Below are 18,740 nucleotides of genomic sequence, written 5' to 3' on the forward strand. Positions count from 1 at the left end.
CTAAGCCTCAGCAGAAATGCTGGGGCTTTTTTACATCTGTACGTTATGGGTTATCGCCAAACTAGCAGAACAGCGGGTCCCGCGAATTACAAAACTGCGTATGTTGGGACTTGAATCTCTTCAACTCTGCTATATGGCTTCTACTCTTGTTTTAATTGAACTTGTACAGCTTTGTAAGGCTGTTTTTATCAATTACTCTTCACCATGCAAGGTAGAATGCTTTCGGGCCTAAGAGGGGCATATGTGCGCTATAAGAGACTGTGCTGAATATTCGATCCAAAAGCTCGGTCTTTATAGTCGTTGAACTGAAATCTGATTCATTGTGACAGGTATGTTGGCTAAAGTGACTCCTGTAACGTTTAAAATCTGGTCACATCATTAGTCTCAATATATTGGAATTTATTTTTGTCTTAGTGTCTATATCGATAGGAAATGGCTAGAATATAGCCATTGAAAATATTGGGGGATTTATGGGACAGCTTTCCATTTTAGGTTTTATTGCACTGGGTGGTGCGTTTGGTGCATGTTCACGCTATTTGATCTCCGAACTATGTGTTTTATTGCTTGGCCGTGGATTTCCTTATGGGACACTGACGGTCAACGTTGTTGGTTCGTTTATCATGGGATTGCTTATTGCGGCATTCGAAAGTGAAGTGCTAGCGATTGAACCATGGCGTCAAATTATCGGACTTGGCTTTCTTGGCGCTTTGACAACCTTCTCTACTTTTTCGATGGATAACGTTCTGTTAATGCAACAAGGTGCTTTCCTGAAGATGGGTCTTAACGTGTTGCTGAATGTCGTTTTAAGTATTTCGGCTGCATGGATTGGTTTTCAACTTTTAATGAAAGTTAATATTTAGTTATCAATTGCGATGTGGTTGACTTGGTTTCAGTCCCCAAATTGCTTATAATTGCTTCACTTGTCGGAGAGCCATTTGGCTGAGACCGTTTATTCGGGATCCGTAGAACCTGATCAGGCTAAGACCTGCGTAGGGAACAAGAGAAGATCGTTACACCTAATGTTCTGCTACATTCTGTGAAATCATCTCATTATCAGTGTTGCTCTATTTCTTAGGCTCACTCGATTCCTCTTGTCATATCGTTCCGCCAAGCATTTTTATCCCATACGTTTTATAAAAAATGAGCAAGGAAAAATGCTATGTCGACTCGCAAACAAGCAAGACTGGAAGCTAAACAGTTTATTGATACTCTCTCGGTACAACCGTACCCAAATTCCCGTAAAGTTTATATAGAGGGCTCACGCCCTGATGTGCGCGTACCTATGCGTGAAATCACTTTAGCTGATAGTTTGATTGGTGGCACAAAAGAAGCTCCAATTTTCGAGCCCAATGAACCGATGCGTGTATATGACACCTCTGGTGTTTATACCGATCCAGAACATGTGATTGATCTGTATAGCGGCTTACCGAAACTTAGAGAAACATGGATTGAAGAGCGTAATGACACTCTTATTCTCGATGATGTTAGCTCGGTATACGCGAAAGAGCGTTTAGACGATGAAACACTAAATGATCTCCGTTATGGCAATTTACCAAGAATTCGTCATGCCAAACAAGGTCAGTGCGTTACTCAATTACATTATGCTCGTAAGGGTATCATCACGCCTGAAATGGAATATATTGCTCTACGTGAGAATATGGGCCGCGCTCGATACCATGATGAAATGCTTACTCAGCAGCACCCTGGGCAAAATTTTGGGGCTAACTTGCCTAAAGATATTACCGCTGAATTTGTGCGTAAGGAAGTCGCAGAAGGGCGTGCAATTATCCCATCCAATATCAACCACCCAGAATCTGAACCGATGATTATTGGCCGTAACTTTTTAGTGAAGGTGAATGCCAATATCGGTAACTCATCGGTTAGCTCATCGATTGAAGAAGAAGTTGAAAAGCTCGTTTGGTCTACGCGTTGGGGCGGCGATACTGTCATGGACCTTTCTACTGGGCGAAATATTCATGAGACGCGCGAGTGGATTTTGCGTAATAGTCCGGTGCCAATAGGCACAGTTCCAATGTATCAGGCGTTAGAAAAAGTGAATGGCGTAGCTGAAGATCTTAACTGGGAAGTGATGCGTGACACGCTAATTGAACAAGCTGAGCAAGGAGTAGATTACTTCACTATCCATGCTGGCTTGCTGTTGCGTTACGTTCCAATGACCGCCAAGCGTGTAACTGGTATCGTCTCTCGTGGTGGATCTATCATTGCCAAATGGTGCCTTGCTCATCATCAGGAAAGCTTCCTTTATACTCACTTTCGTGAAATCTGTGAAATCTGTGCCAAGTACGATGTCGCTCTTTCTTTAGGGGATGGCTTGCGTCCTGGGTCGATCGCTGATGCTAATGATGAAGCGCAATTTGCCGAATTACGTACATTGGGTGAGCTAACCAAAATCGCATGGGAATATGATGTTCAGGTGATCATTGAAGGTCCTGGTCATGTACCGATGCATATGATTAAGGAAAATATGGATGAGCAGCTAAAGCATTGTCATGAAGCGCCATTCTATACTTTGGGGCCACTGACTACAGATATCGCTCCTGGTTATGATCACATTACTTCGGGGATTGGTGCTGCAATGATCGGCTGGTACGGTTGTGCAATGCTCTGTTATGTCACACCCAAAGAGCATTTAGGTCTCCCAAACAAAGAAGATGTTAAAACAGGGCTGATTACTTATAAGTTAGCAGCTCATGCAGCGGATTTGGCCAAAGGTCACCCTGGCGCGCAAATTCGCGATAATGCCTTATCGAAAGCTCGTTTTGAGTTCCGTTGGGAAGATCAGTTTAACTTGTCTTTGGACCCAGAAACGGCACGTACTTACCATGATGAAACCTTGCCACAAGAATCCGGCAAGGTGGCTCACTTCTGTTCTATGTGCGGTCCTAAATTTTGCTCAATGAAAATTTCACAAGAAGTTCGTGAATACGCTAAAGATACCGAGCAGGTTGCCGCCGATCAGGCTATCTCAATTAAGATGCTTGATGACCCTCTTGAAGGTATGAAGCAGAAATCAGCTGAGTTTAGGGCGACAGGTTCTGAGCTTTATCATCCTGCGGTGACGTCTGAGGCAGAATAATCATGGTCGAAATATTGGTTCCATCATCTTCGATAGAACTAACGGCGCATATTCAGCAAGCATTATTGGTAGCAAAGCAAAATGGTTTTGCGGTCGAAGAGGTGACGTTGGGCGTTAGCTCAGCGTCACAATTCGAAATAAAGCTCGCGGATATAGAGTTGGTTATTGGGGCTGATTTGATTGGTTCGGCGAGTGGGGTAAGTGATTTTTACTTAAGCTATACCCCGCAGTCCTCTGAGGTTGCAGCTCCCAGTCAGCGCAGTTTGATCGCTGTAGGGTTAGTCGATAGTCACAATTGTTTGGACGTATGGTATCACCCCTTAGCTGATGAAGTTCGTGCGCTGTCTTACTCACCTCAATTTCTTGATGCTAATCAGCAGCAACGCCATCTCTCTTGGGTTGTGACCTTGCTTAGTTTAGGTTTCCCAATTGAAGACAGCCTTACAGTGGCGCGCGCAATGATGAATGTTTCACGTGAAACATGGGCATCGGAGTATAGGCACTATCCTCGTCCAGTATTAGATGATCCACGACTTGGTATTCAGGTTGATTGGTCTACTCAGTGCAAAATGCAGCCCTTTGCTTATCTTGATAAAACACAAATGGGGCTCTATCCAGTAGTCGATAGTGTCGAATGGATTGAAAGGTTATTGAAACTCGGCGTTAGAACGCTGCAGTTACGAATTAAAGATGCTTCTCAAGTGGATCTGGAAGCGCAAGTGTCGCGTGCCATTGCGTTAGGTAAGCAATACAACGGCCATGTGTATATCAATGACTATTGGCAGTTGGCAATTAAGCATGGCGCCTATGGAGTACATCTTGGTCAAGAGGATATTGAACAAGCTAATCTATCTTTAATTAACCAAGCAGGCATTCGCCTTGGTTTATCAACGCATGGTTATTTTGAGTTACTTAGGATCAGTCAGTTGCAGCCGAGTTATATCGCGCTTGGCCATATATTCCCGACAACAACGAAACAGATGCCTTCGAAACCGCAGGGGTTAGTTCGTTTAGCTCTCTATCAGCGCCTAATTGATACCATACCATTTCACCATGAATTGGGTTATCCAACCGTGGCGATTGGAGGCATTGATCTTGAGACCGCACCTGCGGTTTGGTGTTGTGGGGTATCCAGTTTGGCCGTGGTGCGGGCTATCACATTAGCGGCGGAACCGAAGCGTACTATGCTAGGTTTTGCGCAGATAATGCAGCCGCGAGAATCGTCGAGTGTCGCGAAGCGAGGGGCAGGCTATGCTATCTGATCAGCTATTTGTTCGTTATCAAAGACAAATTTGCCTACCTGAGTTGGGTGAACATGGGCAAGAGTCATTACTTGATGCTCATGTTTTGGTTATCGGCTGTGGTGGGCTAGGGTCAGCTGCAACACTCTATTTGGCGGCCGCAGGTATTGGTAGGCTGGTCATTGTTGATGATGATGTCGTTGAAGAAAGTAACTTACAACGACAAGTTGCCTATCGACAAAGTGATCTTAAGCTCAATAAAGCTCAGGCGCTGAGCAATCAACTTCGGCAGTTGAATCCAATGATTGATGTAAGAGCGTTGGAGTATCGTTTGTCAGATGAGCAATTAAATCTGGAGATTATGCTGGCCGATGTAGTGCTGGATTGTAGTGACAACCTAGTGACTCGACAGCAGGTGAATCGTCTTTGTTATCGTCAAAAAACCGCGTTGATTTCAGCAGCAGCAATTGGTTGGCAAGGTCAGTTTAGTCTCTTTGATTATCAACCAGGCTCGCCATGCTACCGATGTTTGATCCCATTTGATGAAATGAGCCAGAGTGCAAAATGCAGTGAGCAAGGGATTATTGGCCCAGTGGTAGGCATTCTCGGCAATTACCAAGCGCTAGCGGCGATTCAAAAACTATCGAGCGGGCAGTTTATGCTAGAGGCAAACACACTGCATTTGTTTGATGGTCAAACGATGCAATGGCAAACCATTAACGTCGTGCCTGATAACCATTGCCAGGTATGCACGTCGATGACTGATTTAACCAAGGTTGAATAATGGACACGATTACTATCCATGTTAATCATACTTCGCACCAGATACCGTTTGGTGCGAATTTAGAACAAGTTATTAGTCAGTTTGAGCTGCCACATCAAGGATGTGTCTTTGCTATTAATAATCAAGTTGTGCCGCGCAGTGTTTGGGCCAGCACTTTGCTATGTGAAGGCGATGAGATATCGCTGTTTCAAGCCATTGCAGGAGGCTAACGATGTTAAAGATTGCGGATAAAACTTTCCAATCTCGCTTATTTACCGGTACCGGCAAGTTTGCCAATAGTTTACTAATGGCTGATGCCATTATTGCGTCGCAATCTGAACTCGCGACGATGGCCCTAAAGCGAGTCGATATTCATGATAAGCAAGATGACATCTTGCAGCCGTTAGTTAAAGCTGGTGTGAACTTATTACCTAATACCTCTGGGGCGAAAAATGCTCGCGATGCGGTTTTTGCGGCACACCTTGCCCGTGAAGCGCTGGGTACTAATTGGTTGAAATTGGAAATTCATCCCGACCCTAAATACCTTATGCCAGATCCGATTGAAACGCTCGCAGCGGCAGAGCAGTTGGTCAAAGATGGTTTTATTGTGCTTCCTTATTGTCATGCAGATCCGGTGCTGTGTAAGCGGCTCGAAGAGGTAGGTTGTGCTGCCGTGATGCCTTTAGGCGCTCCGATAGGTTCTAACAAAGGTATCGCATCTCAGGATTTTCTCGAGATTATAATCGATCAAGCTTCAGTTCCGGTCGTGGTTGATGCGGGTATTGGTGCGCCTTCTCACGCGGCCAGAGCAATGGAAATGGGGGCGGATGCTGTACTAGTGAATACGGCTATCGCTGCTGCAAGTAATCCGGTTGCGATGGCCAATGCATTTCGCTTGGCTGTAGAATCGGGCCGTATTGCGTATGAATCTGGATTGGCGGGTAGAGTCTCTCATGCCGTTGCATCCAGCCCTTTAACTTCATTTTTGGATAACTAGGTTGGCGGTATGAGTTTTGTCGAAAGGTTTAACCAATTAAACTGGGATGATATATCGCTCTCTATATATGCGAAAACGGCTCAGGATGTCGAAATAGCATTAGCTAAGTCAAAGCGCGATTTAGAAGATTTTAAAGCACTGATTTCTCCGGCTGCGGAACCTTACTTGGAGCAGATGGCACAACAGTCCTTCGCTCTTACTCGTAAGCGTTTTGGTAATACGATGTCATTGTATATTCCCTTGTATCTTTCCAATCTCTGCGCGAACGCTTGTAGTTATTGCGGTTTTTCTATGGAGAATCGTATTAAGCGCCGGACCTTGACCGAGCCAGAAATTGAAGCTGAAGTGGCCGCAATCAAAGCGATGAAGTTTGATAGTGTTTTACTGGTGACCGGTGAGCATGAAACCAAAGTCGGTATGAACTATTTTCGCCAGATGTTACCAGTGATCAAGCCAAGCTTTAACTACTTAGCGATGGAAGTGCAGCCGCTTGAGCAGCACGACTATGCTGAATTGAAGACGCTTGGGCTTGATGCGGTGATGGTTTATCAGGAAACATATCATCCAAAAACTTACGCAGAGCATCACTTGCGTGGCAATAAGACCAATTTTGAATTTCGCTTAGAGACCCCCGATCGTCTTGCCAAAGCAGGGATTGATAAAATAGGGATTGGTGCTTTGATAGGTTTGGAAGAATGGCGCACCGACTGTTTTTATGTGGCCGCTCATCTTGATTATTTAGAGCGACGCTATTGGAAAACGCGTTATTCCATTTCGTTCCCACGACTACGTCCTTGTGAAGGTGGCTTACAACCTAAATCTGTGATGTCTGATAAACAATTGGTACAGTTAATTTGTGCTTATCGCTTATTTAACCCAGAGGTCGAGTTGTCTCTTTCAACGCGAGAAAGTGAAGTGTTTCGCGACAATGTGTTGCCACTTGGTATTACTGCAATGTCGGCAGCGTCGAAGACTCAGCCGGGCGGTTATGCACTCGAAGATAGTGAACTAGAACAATTTGAGATAAGTGATGAACGTAGCGCCAGTCACGTTGAAGCGATGATTCGCAGTAAGGGGTTTGACCCGGTTTGGCGCGATTGGCATTGCGCCTATTCTGGTTGAACGTTCGAGCAATTGCTTTGGGTTACGATGTTTCACGTGAAACATAAAACAGGCTTCCAAATGGAAGCCTGTTTTAATTACAGGAACTTAATCAGTCGTGAGTGTTGGTTGAGTATTTGGTGGCTGAGTACTTAGTGACTGAGAGGTAAGGTCGCGTTACGTAGCCATGTTTGGACTTCCCCATCAACCAACGTATTTAAGTCGTCCCATACCTTAGTATGGTAGTCATTAAGCCAAGCAAGTTCAGGGCGGGTAAGTAGATTGATGTCGATATTGCGAGCATCAATTGGGCAGCGAGTTAGCGATTCAAACGTTAGCACCGGAAAATCACCTTGCGTAGGTAACTCAACCACCAATTCTAAATTTTCAATACGAATACCAAACTGCTCAGCGCGGTAATAACCCGGCTCATTTGACAGCACCATACCTTCCACTAGCGGCACATCAATCAAACGTTTTGAAATGCTCGCTGGGCCTTCATGCACACTCAAGAAGTGGCCAACACCATGGCCAGTACCGTGGTCATAGTCGTAGCCTTCAGCCCAGAGATGTTGACGAGCGAGAGTATCTAATTGGAAGCCACGTGTACCTTGCGGGAAGCGCGCGCGTGCCAGACCAATATGACCTTTTAAAGCCAGAGTGAATTGCTTAATCATTTCCTTGCTTGGTTGGCCTATCGCGATGGTGCGAGTAATGTCGGTTGTGCCATCTAAGTACTGACCACCGGAATCGACCAAGTAGAGGCTATTGAGTGTTAATTGCCCTGGTGTCGGTTGGTTCTCATGATTGTAGTGGCACATTGCTGCATTACCACCAGCGGCAGAAATAGTATCAAAGCTTAAGTCCACTAGAGTCGGGTCAAGACGGCGAATGGCTTCAAGTTTGTCAGCTAGCTGTGCCTCGTTATGTAAATTACCTTGAGCCACTTCGTTATCAAGCCAAGATAGGAATGTCACCATCGCGACGCCATCACGTACATGACAAGCTTTCATGCCTGCAATTTCCGTCGCGTTCTTAGCTGCTTTGGGCATTAAGCATGGATCGGCTGAGGCCATCACTTTCGCGCCACAGTTTTGCAGTACTAATTTGAACCAAGCATTGCTGGTATTGGCGTCAAGCAGGACCTTATGCTCACTTAATGCTTCTAAACGAGCTTGCAGATGCTCAGGGTGATACACAGTGACACCGGCACCAACATGCTCTGCAAACCCCGATGGTAAGCGCTTAGGATTGAGGAAAAATTCAACCTGGCCATCACTATGTAAGATGGCGTGAGAGAGCAGTACTGGTAGGCGTGATACATCTAGTCCACGTAAGTTTAATAACCAGCAGATAGAGTCCAAAGCGGTGATAACGACGCTATCGCCATCTTGTTTAGCAACCATAGCACCAATTTGTTGGCGCTTACTCTCACTTGATTGACCCACTGTTTCGGTTGCCATCAGGTGAACATCAGAAACAATAGCGCTTGGACGATCATGCCAAAGCTCATCGATAGGGTTGCTATCTAGAATAATCATTTGATGCTGTTTAGATAACTTGGTTTGGGCGGCTTCCAACCATGAGCCAGAATGCATGCGTGGATCGATTGCTATCTTCTTGCCCGCGCTCACGTGCTCGGTAATCCACTCTAAAGCAGGTTCATTGATGAGATGACGATATTCAAATAATGATGAAGGCACTTGTTTGGTGACTTGCACGGTATAACGACCATCTACGAAAATAGCGGCTTTTTGTTGGGTGATGACCGCCACGCCCGCTGAACCAGTAAAGCCCGTTAGCCAATGTAGGCGTTCATTATGAGCAGGTACATATTCACCTAAGTATTCATCTTCATGAGGCACTAAAAGTGCGTCGATATCGTGCTGAACAAGCCATTGTCTAATGGCGCTCAAACGCTGTTCAGTGTTTGTTGGCATGGTCGTTAATCCTTCAATATAGAGTGCTCGCGCAAGCGTAGCAATAATCAAGAATAAGCTACTATTTTTGCTGCAGCGCTGCAAACTTTAGCTGGCTCATCTAAAAATAACCAAGTAGGAAATAGTGTTTTAAGCACGCGATTCATTATCTTAGCGAATTCGTTTTCTCAGTAATCAATGAACGTAACCACGACAAAGCGGGGTCATTTTCTCGGTCTCGATGCCAAAACAGAGTGTATGCCATTGGAGGAAATTCGAGCGGCAAAGGTTGAACGGTTAAGTTATTCTGACTCGCGGCGAGGTGAACAAAATGACTCGGTGCAGTAAAAACAAAGTCAGTGTAGCTACATAGACTAGCTGCGCTGTTGAAATCAGGAACGGTGACGGCGATGTCGCGCTCTGCCCCCATATCTGCGAGGCGATAGTCAAGCAGCCACCTGTCGTTACCGTCGCACCGAACTTGAACATGGCGTTGTTTTAAATAATTAGCTAAATTCCATGGTTGTATCAATGCAGGGTGATCTTTGCGCAGCAAACACATTTGGTTATCTCGGTAGATCTCTTGCTCGCAAATATCATTAGGGGGCAGCATGGTGAGCTTCGCGTCGTTGATGTCGATATCTTTGCCTGTAATACCCAAATCAAGCTCGCCTCGCTGCAGTAACGAAAAGGTTTGGTCGTTCCAAGGGTGGGTACTGATGGTTACGTTGGGTGCTTGCTTAAATATTTGTGGTAAGAAGTGCGGCAGTATCAAAGGGTAGACGCTCTCTACTGCGGCTATCTGGAAGCGATAGTCACTCGATTGTGGCGAAAACTGTTCCGGTTGGGTCAATTGCTCAAGCTGATGGATCAAATTATCCAGCTTAGGTTTAAGAAATAGTGTTTTTGGTGTGGCCGTTAGACCATGAGCATTACGTATGAACAGGGGATCATCAAATTGTACTCTCAGTTTAGCGAGGTTTTTACTGACCGCTGACTGAGATAAGCAGAGGCGATTGGCGCTGCGAGTTACGTTGAGTTCCTCAGTCAGAACCTTTAAACAGACCAGTAAATTGAGATCAATACGGGCAAGTTTTTCAATATTCATCACTATTCCTAATTAGAATATCTCCAATGACTTAATGTCATTGGATGTCATATCTAGCCTAACTTACACTACGGGAAATTTCATCCACTAATGGTTTGCTTGTGCCACATTCTGCTTCAATTTCACCGTCTAAATCTCAAATGATTCTGCTTACACTGTTGGTTTTATTCAGTCCATTGGCGATTGATATTTACTTACCAGCGTTTCCTTTAATGCAAGAATCGTTTCACGTGGAACATGCACAAGTACAAGATACGATTAGTTGGTTCTTGTTTGCCATGGGTATTGGTCAGCTTTTTGCCGGCCCACTTGCAGACAAGCTAGGACGTCGAACGGTTGCTTTGGGTGGCATTGGTATCTATGGCGTGAGTGCTTTATTGGCGTGGAGTGCTCAAAGCATTGAGTGGATGCTGGTGGCTCGCTTGCTACAAGGCTTAGGAGCATGTGCGACTTCTGTAGCAGCCTTTGCAACCGTTCGCGATCTATTTGGTCCGCAAAAAAGTGGCAAAATGATCAGTTATCTAAATGGCGCAATTTGTTTCATCCCGGCATTAGCCCCAATTCTTGGGAGTTGGCTAACCCAACAATTTGGTTGGCGAAGTAATTTTAGCTTCATGGCTGGCTTTGCTATTACAGTATTGGCCATGATGATTATTGGTATGAAAGAGACCAATCTCGCACCAAGTAAAGAGCCAGTCTTTAAACTGCAGCGCTACATTAGTATTTTGCAAACGCCCACTTTTCTCTTTCATGCTAGCCTTTGTATGCTGGCAATGGCGGTTATTCTTGCTTATGTAACATCAGCGCCGGTTGTCTTGATGGCTAAACTGGGTCTGAACATGAATGAGTTTACATTTTGGTTTGGCTTGAACGCTGCAATCAATATTATCGCTTGTATGACTGCGCCAAAATGTATGGATAAGATGGGCACTCGTGCGACCTTGATGATTGGTTTAATTGTTCTGATGCTCTCTGGTGTGCTTATGTTGATGCTGGCCTCTATTGATCGTCCATTAGCCTTTATGCTGCCTATCTTCCTTTCATCGGTTGGTTTTGCTTGGATATTAGGCGCCGCAGCGGGTAAAGCTTTAGCACCGTTTGGAGATAAAGCGGGTACGGCGGCAGCGTTACTTGGTTTATTCCAAATGAGTGGTTCTGGTTTGGTTATTGCGTTAGTGCAACGTCTGGGTTTAGAGCCGCAAACGCTAATCGCGATTCAGATGCTGATTGTCATGCCTTGGTTAATGGTCTTGTTTACCAAGTCTGGTCGTTCATGGCACCAAGTCACGGCTTAACTGTTGCACGAGTTCAATGGTCGACAGTGATGCGTGATGATAAATTCGAGTCGAGGTTATTACATCGTTTTACGCCAGTAAATAAAGGTATTTCGCCGCTTGAAACAGGCTTATAACTAGGCGAAATGCATAAAACGTTGTATATTTAACGTTCTGTTTTAGCTAGTGGATTTTTTTATAACATGTCTCTGACGACTTACGAGATGGCTCGCTTATTGGAGCAACTAGATACCGCTCCAGAGAAAGTTATGTTTGGTAAATTACTTGGTGAACTAGGTAATCAAAGTGGCGAACGCATTCAGAGTGCTGCCAAGCAAGTACCGGTGCCAGTCTTACGCGATATTATTTATCATTTTCAGCAAGTGATCGCTGCTCGTAAAGATGAGCAAGTGGATATCCTCGCAAAACAAATTGCCGACCAAGGTATTTCCGTAGAAGAGCTACAACATTACCTTGCATCGCGCTAGTGAAGCGTCATAGAAGAACTCGCTAAGGCGGGTTTTTTTATATCTGCGATTTGTATTTCCTTAGAAACAGCTAAGGGTTAACGTTACGATTGATAGGGTTTTGCAGTGAGATCAGGGTTTCAGTCGACTGAACTTCATCGATCGCTTGTAGCTTATCAATAAGAACATATTGTAATTCTTCTATCGATCGGCACATTAGTTTGACGAAGATGTTATATGCGCCAGTGGTGTAATAGGCTTCTACGACCTCTTCGAGGGCATTGAGCTTAGCCAGTGCCGAATGGTAGTCACGCGCGGCATTAAGATTGATGCCGATAAAACAGCATACATCGTAGCCTAGCTTCTTGGTATCCACGATGACTTCCGTTCCTTGAATAACATTCGCTGCTTTCATTTTTTCGATACGCACATGTATGGTGGCAGGGCTGACATCAAACTGTTTTGCCATCTCTGCATACGGCTTTCGAGCATCGGCCATGAGTGTTTTTAAAATTGCCTTATCAAGGTCGTCGAGTTTGCTAGCATGCACTTGCATAAAAAATCCTGTCTGTGTTGAAGCACTTAAGTCGAGATGAGTACAATTTACCATCAATAGTGATACCATTGTTGCACGAATTTCTTCTACTTAAGAGTTTAACTTGTGCGTTTTTGTCTGATACTTGTCTCCTTATTGCTTAGTACATTCGTCAATGCCCAAGACAAAGATGTCCTGATCATACACTCTTATCACCAAGGTTTCTTTTGGACGGATGCTTTTCAACAAGGTTTAGATGAGGTTTTTAAACATAGCCAAATCTCAACGCGCGTGATGTATCTGGACACTAAACGTCTGCAAAGTAGCTCTTATCTAGATCAGCTCTACAGCTTGTACAAAACCAAATTTCAAGAAGAACAATTCAAAGCGATCGTGGTCAGTGATAACACCGCGTTGCAATTGATGCAGCGCTTAGCACCTGAACTGGGTAATACACCGGTCGTCTTTGGTGGGATCAACAACTACGATCCCGCAATGCACCAAGGTTTAAAAGCGACGGGAATTACTGAAGATATCGACTTATTGAGTAACCTTAGTCTGATTGAGCGTTTGCAGCCCTTTGCCAAGAAAATCTACGTAATCAGCGATCACTCCATCACGGGAGATGCAGTACGCCAGCAAGTTGATAAGTTTCTCTCCTTATATCCGGACTACAACCAAACGGTTGAGCAGGTTGTGCCAAATACTTACGATGAATTAATGGCATTTGTGCAAAATCTTGATAGGCAATCAGCGGTGCTGTTTTGGGTATATTACCGTGACAACAACGGTTGGATCTCCGATAACAAAGACTTACAGCAACTGAATCAAGTGACCGGTGCGCCAATCTATATGGTTCATAATCTCAATATGGGCTTTGGTGCGGTTGGGGGAGTAATGCAGAGCGGTCATATTCAGGGCCAACAGACTGCCGGCCAATTAATGAAATTGCTGGCAGAACCTAATGGCCCGCTACCAGTCGTGAAAGTGGGTTCACCGGAAATTAAGCTAGATTACCAAGCGGTAATCAAGTGGCAATTGGGTGTTGATGGTGAATCTTCCTCGGTATTTTTCAATAAACCGCAAAGCTTTGTTGAGCGCTATCAACAAGAACTTCGTTTTGTCATTAGCTTGTTTGTCACGCTTGCCTTCGTCATCGCAGTGCTTATTTATTATCTAAGCCGTTTAAAACGCAGTGAGCAAATGGCGTTGGATAACCAAACCTTGATTGAGATGGTTTTCGATCAAAGCTATCACTACATCGGCATACTTGATGAGCACGGCTGTATTATCTCGAGTAATAGTAAATTACAAGACTTGTTGTACCATCAGAATATGGTGGCAGAGAAACCCATTTGGCTACATCGGCATTGGGAGCAGGGGGCCTCTGATAGAATTCAGCTCTACTTTAAGGAACAAACTGAGCATAGTAATTGTCAGTTTGAAGCTGAAATCTGGCATCCAGAACAAGGTTCTATGGTGTTGGAGTTGTCGCTAAAGCCTTTACCTAAACATGAACACAGAGACGCACAGGTGTTGCTAGAAGGGCGTGATATTACCTCCCGAAAACTAACGGAAGAGCGCCTGTTCGAACGCGAAGCTAACTTAAGCCATTATTACGATCAACAACCGGTAATGATGATTACCCTTGATGAGCTAAATCGTGTTCAACAGGTAAACCGCTTTGCCGAGCAACTACTGGGTTACAAAGAAAACCAAATTCTTGGTCATCGATTAAAAGCCTTTTATGTTGATGACGATGCAAGTATTCCACGCCAAGTATTGTTGCAGCCAAAACAAGTCATGCAGGGAGTTTGGCAACGGGAAGTCGAATATCGCCACCAAAATGGCCAGTCGCTTTGGATTCGTGAAAATATACGCCCGCTGGTGGAAAGTGGTCATCTTCTGATTGTGGGGGAAGATGTCACCACCTTGCGTCAAATGTCGGATCAACTGGCTTATCAAGCGCAGCACGACTTACTTACCGACACATATAACCGTAATCATTTTGAGCTTGAGTTAGAGAAAGCATTGCGAGAAGTGGAGAGCTTCACTCGCACCCATGCAATGCTCTATCTCGATATGGATCAGCTTAAAGTTCTTAATGATACCGCCGGTCATGAAGCGGGTGATGCTGCGATTCAATTTTGTGCTGGAATGCTGGAAGACGTACTGCCATACAAAGCAATTTTGGCCCGTATGGGTGGGGATGAATTTGCGGTGTTGCTGAAAGATTGTACCGAGCGTGATGCCAAAAATGTCGCTAAATCGATCATCGCTACCTTGGCTGAGCAAGCCTTTATTTGGGATGATATTAGTCTCAACCTCGCTTGTTCGATTGGTATTCGCCTGATCGACCATACGGCAACGTCGCCACAAATGGTCCATGCACAGGCCGACACCGCTTGTCACGCCGCAAAAGAAGAAGGGCGTAACCGCTTCAGCCTTTATTGCCAAGATGATCAAGATCTACGTCGGCGAGAAATGGAAATGGCTTGCGTTAACATGGTACACAAAGCATTGGCGAACGATCGGGTTGAACTGTTTGCTCAACGCATCTTAGACCTAGAGCAAGGCGATAGCCGTATGCATTTTGAAATACTGGTGAGAATTCGTGATGCGAATGATGAATATATCTCTCCGGGTATTTTCATGCCTGCTTCAGAGCGTTATAACGTGGCGCATTTAATTGATAAACAGGTTGTACGACAAACCCTTGCTTGGCTTGCTCAACATCCAAATGCACTGGATAACCTAGCGTTATGTGCGATTAACCTTTCTGGCCATTCGATGGGTAACCAAGAGTTTATTGATTTCTTGATTGACGAACTCGAAAGCAGCACCGTGCCTTGCGATAAAATTTGTCTCGAAATTACCGAAACAGCAGCCATGAGTAACATGAATCAGGCATTAGAGTTTTTTGCTCAGCTTAAACAGCTAGGTTGCCTGATTGCCTTGGATGATTTTGGATCTGGCCTATCGTCATTTGGTTATTTGAAGAAGCTGCCTGTCGATATCGTCAAGATCGATGGTTTGTTTGTGCGCGATATCGATAGTAATGAAATGGATCATTTGATGGTACGCTCGATTAATGATCTTGCGAAACAAATGGGCAAGCGCACCGTGGCAGAATTTGTTGAAAACAACCAGATTATCGATCTGCTGATTGAGTTGGGTGTCGACTATGCTCAAGGTTATGCGATCGGAAAACCCAAACCGTTAGCGGAACTGGTTGATGAGCTGATTGCTGAGCGTGAACAGTTCACTACGCAAGCGTAGTAGCCAAGAATAAAATTCGCTAAACTGCGCCTCCTTTTTGCGCTTTACTGGAGCCAACTGTGCAATTACAAATTGTTTGTGAAGACCTTACTCAAACGGATCGCCTTACTGAACTTGCGACCCGCTGGGGGCTTGAACATGATGCGCAAAGTCAATTTGCACTAGTGCTAACCGATCAGCGCTTAGAGCTACGCAAATTAGATGAGCCGAAACTTGGTGCCATCTTTGTTGATCTCGTTTCTGGCGCTGTGGCGCATCGCCGTAAGTTTGGTGGGGGTAAAGGGCAAGCAATCGCAAAAGCGGCTGGACTGAACAAGGGGGCGACGCCAACCATATTAGATGGCACCGCTGGCCTGGGTCGCGATGCGTTCGTGTTGGCCTCACTGGGCTGTAAAGTGCAAATGGTTGAGCGTCATCCCGTAGTCGCAGCACTGCTTGATGATGGTTTAACGCGTGCAAAGCAAGATAGCGAGATCGGTGCGTGGGTATCAGAGCGAATGTCGCTGCTACATGCCTCAAGTCACAATGCATTAGAGTCACTGACAAATGATCCGAGTTTTGTTGCTCCCGATGTGGTTTATCTTGATCCCATGTACCCTCATCCGGAAAACAAAAAGAAAAGCGCGCTAGTGAAAAAAGAGATGCGCGTGTTCCAATCCCTCGTAGGGGCAGATAATGATGCCGATGCTTTATTAGAACCCGCATTGGCTTTAGCCACTAAACGAGTGGTGGTGAAGCGCCCTGATTACGCAGAATGGCTTGATCAAGTTAAACCAAGTATGGCGATTGAAACCAAAAAGAATCGTTTCGATGTGTATGTAAAAGCATCAATGACTTAGCGTGCTTTCCACCACCGCAAGATAAATTGTGCTTGCGAAGTGAACGCGCTAAAGGTATATCTTACTAAGAACTATTCGTATTCTTAAGTGAGATCTCGTATGACTAAGCGTTTATGCAAATTAAATCGTACTGATATTGCCGCACATTTAGGTGATATCCATCGCTTAGTCACAGCCCCGAAGTATCTCTGCCGCTCTTGTGCACGCTCTTCGTCCGATAGCAGCGTGCTATGCAAACCGGCTGCTATTCCACCAATAACTTGCCAACAAAAGCCGATTGAAGAGCAGCAGCAGTGTGGTGTTCTTGCTGAAGCTTTACATCAACAGCCTTTAGAACCGATGATAACGTTGCCAACGGTTGATCATGATATGGACTTTAATCATCAAGAGATGTTGCCGAAGCCACAGTATAAGCAAGCTAAGAAACAGGCGAAAAAGCAGAAGAAATACGTTAAAAAGCTAGAGAAAGTGGTTAAGGAACAGCAAAAGTTACTGAAGAAGCATCACAAACTAGAAGCGAAATTTGGCAAGATGAACTTGAATTTTACTTCCTTGGTCGCGACAACCGCGCCAGCTGATCAGCAAGTGCACTAATGGTGAAAGGGTCGGTGCCTTGAGATATTTTGTAATAAAAAGCCCGCCTTATTAGTAGGCGGCTTTTTATTTACGATCGTTTGTCGAACGACTTATCAGAGCGATGAATAGCGACGCTCTACTTGGCGCTTTACCCAAGTTTCGTTAATCCATAGTGACAACAAAATTATCGCCCCACCAATGGTTAGGCGCAGCAAATCGACATCTCGATTCCATATCACGATGTTAACGATCAGACCGGCTGGCACGAGCGCATTGTTCATTACAGCCAAAGCGCCTGCGTTGACTAGGGTCGCTCCTTTGTTCCAAGCAAAATAACCAAAACCAGATGCAATTAAGCCCAGGTAAATCAAGATACCCCACTGCGTGCTGGTGGTCGGTAGTTTTTCTAGGTTGCCCATTAGGCTGAACGCAATAGTCGCCACCACCAGTGCGCCTAGATAGAAGTAGCCAAATACAGCATGCTGTGGCAATTCTACTTGCTCAGTTTCCATAATGTATTTGTAGCCGACTTGGCCAATAGCAAAGCAGAGGTTGGCGCCTTGGACAACTAAAAAACCCAGTAAAAAGTTTTCATTAATACCGGCGAATTTAATAAAAGCGGCGCCCACAACAGCGATGCCTGCTGTCACTAAGTACCAAGGCGAGAATCGGCCTTTGAGCATGTCATAAATCAATGTGACGTAGATAGGGGTAAAAACGGTAAAGAGCAGCACTTCAGGTACGGAAAGAAGTAAAAATGATTGATAGTAAAAGCAGTACATCAAACCGAGTTGGAAGCCGCCCACCACCATTAATTTAGCGATAAGGGATTTGCGAACACCCTTGAATTTAATAAAAGGTAGAAAAACGATGCTGGCTAACGCCACGCGCATAAATACAGAGAACCAAGAGTCAACTTGGCCTGCCAAATACACACCAATCAGGCTAAAAGAAAACGCCCAAAGTAATGTGACGGCTGATAGATAACCCATAACCAATACTCATTATCAATAACAGCCGCCAGTCTAAACCAGATTATTCAGTGATGCGATTAATCCTTCAGTGGTACAACCAACAAGTCGACCGGAGTACAATTTATCAGTTGGCGAGTAGAAGAAAGCAACTTACTCCAAAAATCTTGGTGATGACCACAGATCACCAAATCAATCTGATATTCACTGATGTTTTCACACAATTCATTACTTAAATCACCGCTGCCGACTAAGGTGTGCTTGATCGGGTAACCTGCGTGCTCCGCCAGGCTTTGCAACTGCTGCTGAGATGCTTCAATCGCTTGATGCTGAGTCTCAGCCATATTGATGTCGATTAAACCGGTATAGAGCTCTGCATAATTGACATCGATATGAATAAACGACACTTCAGCGTTCAATGGTTTCGCCAATGACACCGCTTTCTCTACCAAGTGTTTACTGTCTTCAGAAAGGTCTATTGCGACTAAGATATGTTGATAACTCATGCTGCCATCTCCTGTAGGTCTTTGATTTAAGGTTAGCACTGGTCGAATGATAATTATGCTGTAGTGA

Annotated in this window: 17 protein-coding genes and 1 riboswitch; of the genes, 12 read left to right on the forward strand and 5 right to left on the reverse strand. The window is 44.8% G+C overall.

Translation table 11 applies throughout. The features are described 5' to 3' along the window. Positions 1-470: 470 nt before the first annotated feature. The 7 genes from crcB to thiH all read left to right on the forward strand — a co-directional run bounded on the left by crcB (position 471) and on the right by thiH (position 7,220). On the forward strand, positions 471-860 hold the full coding sequence (gene crcB / locus RH85_RS13420; protein WP_006713147.1) for a fluoride efflux transporter CrcB: 390 nt from the start codon (positions 471-473) through the stop codon (positions 858-860). Between the two features lie 54 nt (positions 861-914). Beyond that, positions 915-1,013: riboswitch (TPP riboswitch) on the forward strand. 146 nt (positions 1,014-1,159) lie between these two features. Continuing rightward, positions 1,160-3,097, forward strand: coding sequence for a phosphomethylpyrimidine synthase ThiC (thiC, locus tag RH85_RS13425; RefSeq protein WP_006713148.1), 1,938 nt, complete (start codon positions 1,160-1,162; stop codon positions 3,095-3,097). Between the two features lie 2 nt (positions 3,098-3,099). Further along, complete coding sequence (locus RH85_RS13430; RefSeq protein ID WP_006713149.1) at positions 3,100-4,359, forward strand: thiamine phosphate synthase; 1,260 nt, start codon at positions 3,100-3,102, stop codon at positions 4,357-4,359. After that, entirely contained in the window at positions 4,349-5,122 is a 774-nt protein-coding gene (locus RH85_RS13435) for a HesA/MoeB/ThiF family protein (RefSeq protein WP_006713150.1), read from the forward strand. Before RH85_RS13430 ends, RH85_RS13435 begins: the two co-directional genes overlap by 11 nt. After that, entirely contained in the window at positions 5,122-5,331 is a 210-nt protein-coding gene (thiS, locus tag RH85_RS13440; protein WP_006713151.1) for a sulfur carrier protein ThiS, read from the forward strand. The genes RH85_RS13435 and thiS overlap by 1 nt, the downstream gene beginning before the upstream one ends. A 2-nt stretch (positions 5,332-5,333) precedes the next feature. Beyond that, positions 5,334-6,098 (forward strand): thiazole synthase, encoded by a 765-nt coding sequence (locus RH85_RS13445; RefSeq protein ID WP_006713152.1) that lies wholly within the window; start codon positions 5,334-5,336, stop codon positions 6,096-6,098. A gap of 9 nt (positions 6,099-6,107) precedes the next feature. Next, the gene (gene thiH, locus RH85_RS13450) at positions 6,108-7,220 is read left to right on the forward strand and encodes a 2-iminoacetate synthase ThiH (RefSeq protein ID WP_006713155.1); all 1,113 of its coding nucleotides are present in this window, start codon (positions 6,108-6,110) and stop codon (positions 7,218-7,220) included. 131 nt (positions 7,221-7,351) lie between these two features. Here the strand turns inward: thiH and RH85_RS13455 are convergent, their stop codons facing one another. Then, positions 7,352-9,139 (reverse strand): aminopeptidase P family protein, encoded by a 1,788-nt coding sequence (locus RH85_RS13455; RefSeq protein ID WP_006713157.1) that lies wholly within the window; start codon positions 9,137-9,139, stop codon positions 7,352-7,354. Between the two features lie 145 nt (positions 9,140-9,284). Continuing rightward, complete coding sequence (locus RH85_RS13460) at positions 9,285-10,226, reverse strand: LysR family transcriptional regulator (RefSeq protein WP_006713159.1); 942 nt, start codon at positions 10,224-10,226, stop codon at positions 9,285-9,287. A gap of 140 nt (positions 10,227-10,366) precedes the next feature. Between RH85_RS13460 and RH85_RS13465 the strand changes: the two genes are divergently transcribed. Next, complete coding sequence (locus RH85_RS13465; RefSeq protein ID WP_050799199.1) at positions 10,367-11,521, forward strand: multidrug effflux MFS transporter; 1,155 nt, start codon at positions 10,367-10,369, stop codon at positions 11,519-11,521. 182 nt (positions 11,522-11,703) lie between these two features. Next, positions 11,704-11,988 carry an H-NS-like global regulator TsrA gene (tsrA, locus tag RH85_RS13470; protein WP_005599967.1) on the forward strand — a complete coding sequence of 95 codons (285 nt, stop codon included), beginning with the start codon at positions 11,704-11,706 and terminating at the stop codon, positions 11,986-11,988. A 70-nt stretch (positions 11,989-12,058) separates the two neighbouring features. On the opposite strand, the gene asnC is transcribed toward tsrA, so the two are convergent. Further along, complete coding sequence (asnC, locus tag RH85_RS13475; RefSeq protein WP_006713163.1) at positions 12,059-12,523, reverse strand: transcriptional regulator AsnC; 465 nt, start codon at positions 12,521-12,523, stop codon at positions 12,059-12,061. Between the two features lie 105 nt (positions 12,524-12,628). Between asnC and RH85_RS13480 the strand changes: the two genes are divergently transcribed. The 3 genes from RH85_RS13480 (at position 12,629) to RH85_RS13490 (ending at position 17,214) form a co-directional block, all read left to right on the forward strand. Further along, entirely contained in the window at positions 12,629-15,781 is a 3,153-nt protein-coding gene (locus RH85_RS13480) for an EAL domain-containing protein (protein WP_006713166.1), read from the forward strand. Between the two features lie 59 nt (positions 15,782-15,840). Next, a complete protein-coding gene (locus tag RH85_RS13485; RefSeq protein WP_006713167.1) occupies positions 15,841-16,620 on the forward strand; it encodes a class I SAM-dependent methyltransferase in 780 nt (259 codons plus the stop codon). A gap of 99 nt (positions 16,621-16,719) precedes the next feature. After that, the gene (locus RH85_RS13490; protein WP_006713169.1) at positions 16,720-17,214 is read left to right on the forward strand and encodes a hypothetical protein; all 495 of its coding nucleotides are present in this window, start codon (positions 16,720-16,722) and stop codon (positions 17,212-17,214) included. A 95-nt stretch (positions 17,215-17,309) separates the two neighbouring features. Here the strand turns inward: RH85_RS13490 and RH85_RS13495 are convergent, their stop codons facing one another. Together RH85_RS13495 and uspA are read right to left on the reverse strand one after the other, a co-directional pair. Beyond that, positions 17,310-18,188 carry a carboxylate/amino acid/amine transporter gene (locus RH85_RS13495; protein ID WP_006713172.1) on the reverse strand — a complete coding sequence of 293 codons (879 nt, stop codon included), beginning with the start codon at positions 18,186-18,188 and terminating at the stop codon, positions 17,310-17,312. Between the two features lie 59 nt (positions 18,189-18,247). Then, entirely contained in the window at positions 18,248-18,673 is a 426-nt protein-coding gene (gene uspA, locus RH85_RS13500; RefSeq protein WP_006713175.1) for a universal stress protein UspA, read from the reverse strand. Positions 18,674-18,740: the final 67 nt, after the last annotated feature.

This window comes from Vibrio ichthyoenteri ATCC 700023, from assembly GCF_000222605.1.
GTDB classification, from domain to species: Bacteria; Pseudomonadota; Gammaproteobacteria; order Enterobacterales; family Vibrionaceae; genus Vibrio; species Vibrio ichthyoenteri.

Coding starts and splice junctions, on each gene's coding strand:
- thiC (WP_006713148.1), top strand. CDS start 1,160: ATGTCGACTCGCAAACAAGCAAGACTGGAAGCTAAACAGTTTATTGAT.
- uspA (WP_006713175.1), bottom strand. CDS start 18,673: ATGAGTTATCAACATATCTTAGTCGCAATAGACCTTTCTGAAGACAGT.
- crcB (WP_006713147.1), top strand. CDS start 471: ATGGGACAGCTTTCCATTTTAGGTTTTATTGCACTGGGTGGTGCGTTT.
- thiS (WP_006713151.1), top strand. CDS start 5,122: ATGGACACGATTACTATCCATGTTAATCATACTTCGCACCAGATACCG.
- asnC (WP_006713163.1), bottom strand. CDS start 12,523: ATGCAAGTGCATGCTAGCAAACTCGACGACCTTGATAAGGCAATTTTA.
- RH85_RS13495 (WP_006713172.1), bottom strand. CDS start 18,188: ATGGGTTATCTATCAGCCGTCACATTACTTTGGGCGTTTTCTTTTAGC.
- tsrA (WP_005599967.1), top strand. CDS start 11,704: ATGTCTCTGACGACTTACGAGATGGCTCGCTTATTGGAGCAACTAGAT.
- RH85_RS13460 (WP_006713159.1), bottom strand. CDS start 10,226: ATGAATATTGAAAAACTTGCCCGTATTGATCTCAATTTACTGGTCTGT.
- RH85_RS13465 (WP_050799199.1), top strand. CDS start 10,367: ATGATTCTGCTTACACTGTTGGTTTTATTCAGTCCATTGGCGATTGAT.
- RH85_RS13430 (WP_006713149.1), top strand. CDS start 3,100: ATGGTCGAAATATTGGTTCCATCATCTTCGATAGAACTAACGGCGCAT.
- RH85_RS13435 (WP_006713150.1), top strand. CDS start 4,349: ATGCTATCTGATCAGCTATTTGTTCGTTATCAAAGACAAATTTGCCTA.
- thiH (WP_006713155.1), top strand. CDS start 6,108: ATGAGTTTTGTCGAAAGGTTTAACCAATTAAACTGGGATGATATATCG.
- RH85_RS13490 (WP_006713169.1), top strand. CDS start 16,720: ATGACTAAGCGTTTATGCAAATTAAATCGTACTGATATTGCCGCACAT.
- RH85_RS13455 (WP_006713157.1), bottom strand. CDS start 9,139: ATGCCAACAAACACTGAACAGCGTTTGAGCGCCATTAGACAATGGCTT.
- RH85_RS13445 (WP_006713152.1), top strand. CDS start 5,334: ATGTTAAAGATTGCGGATAAAACTTTCCAATCTCGCTTATTTACCGGT.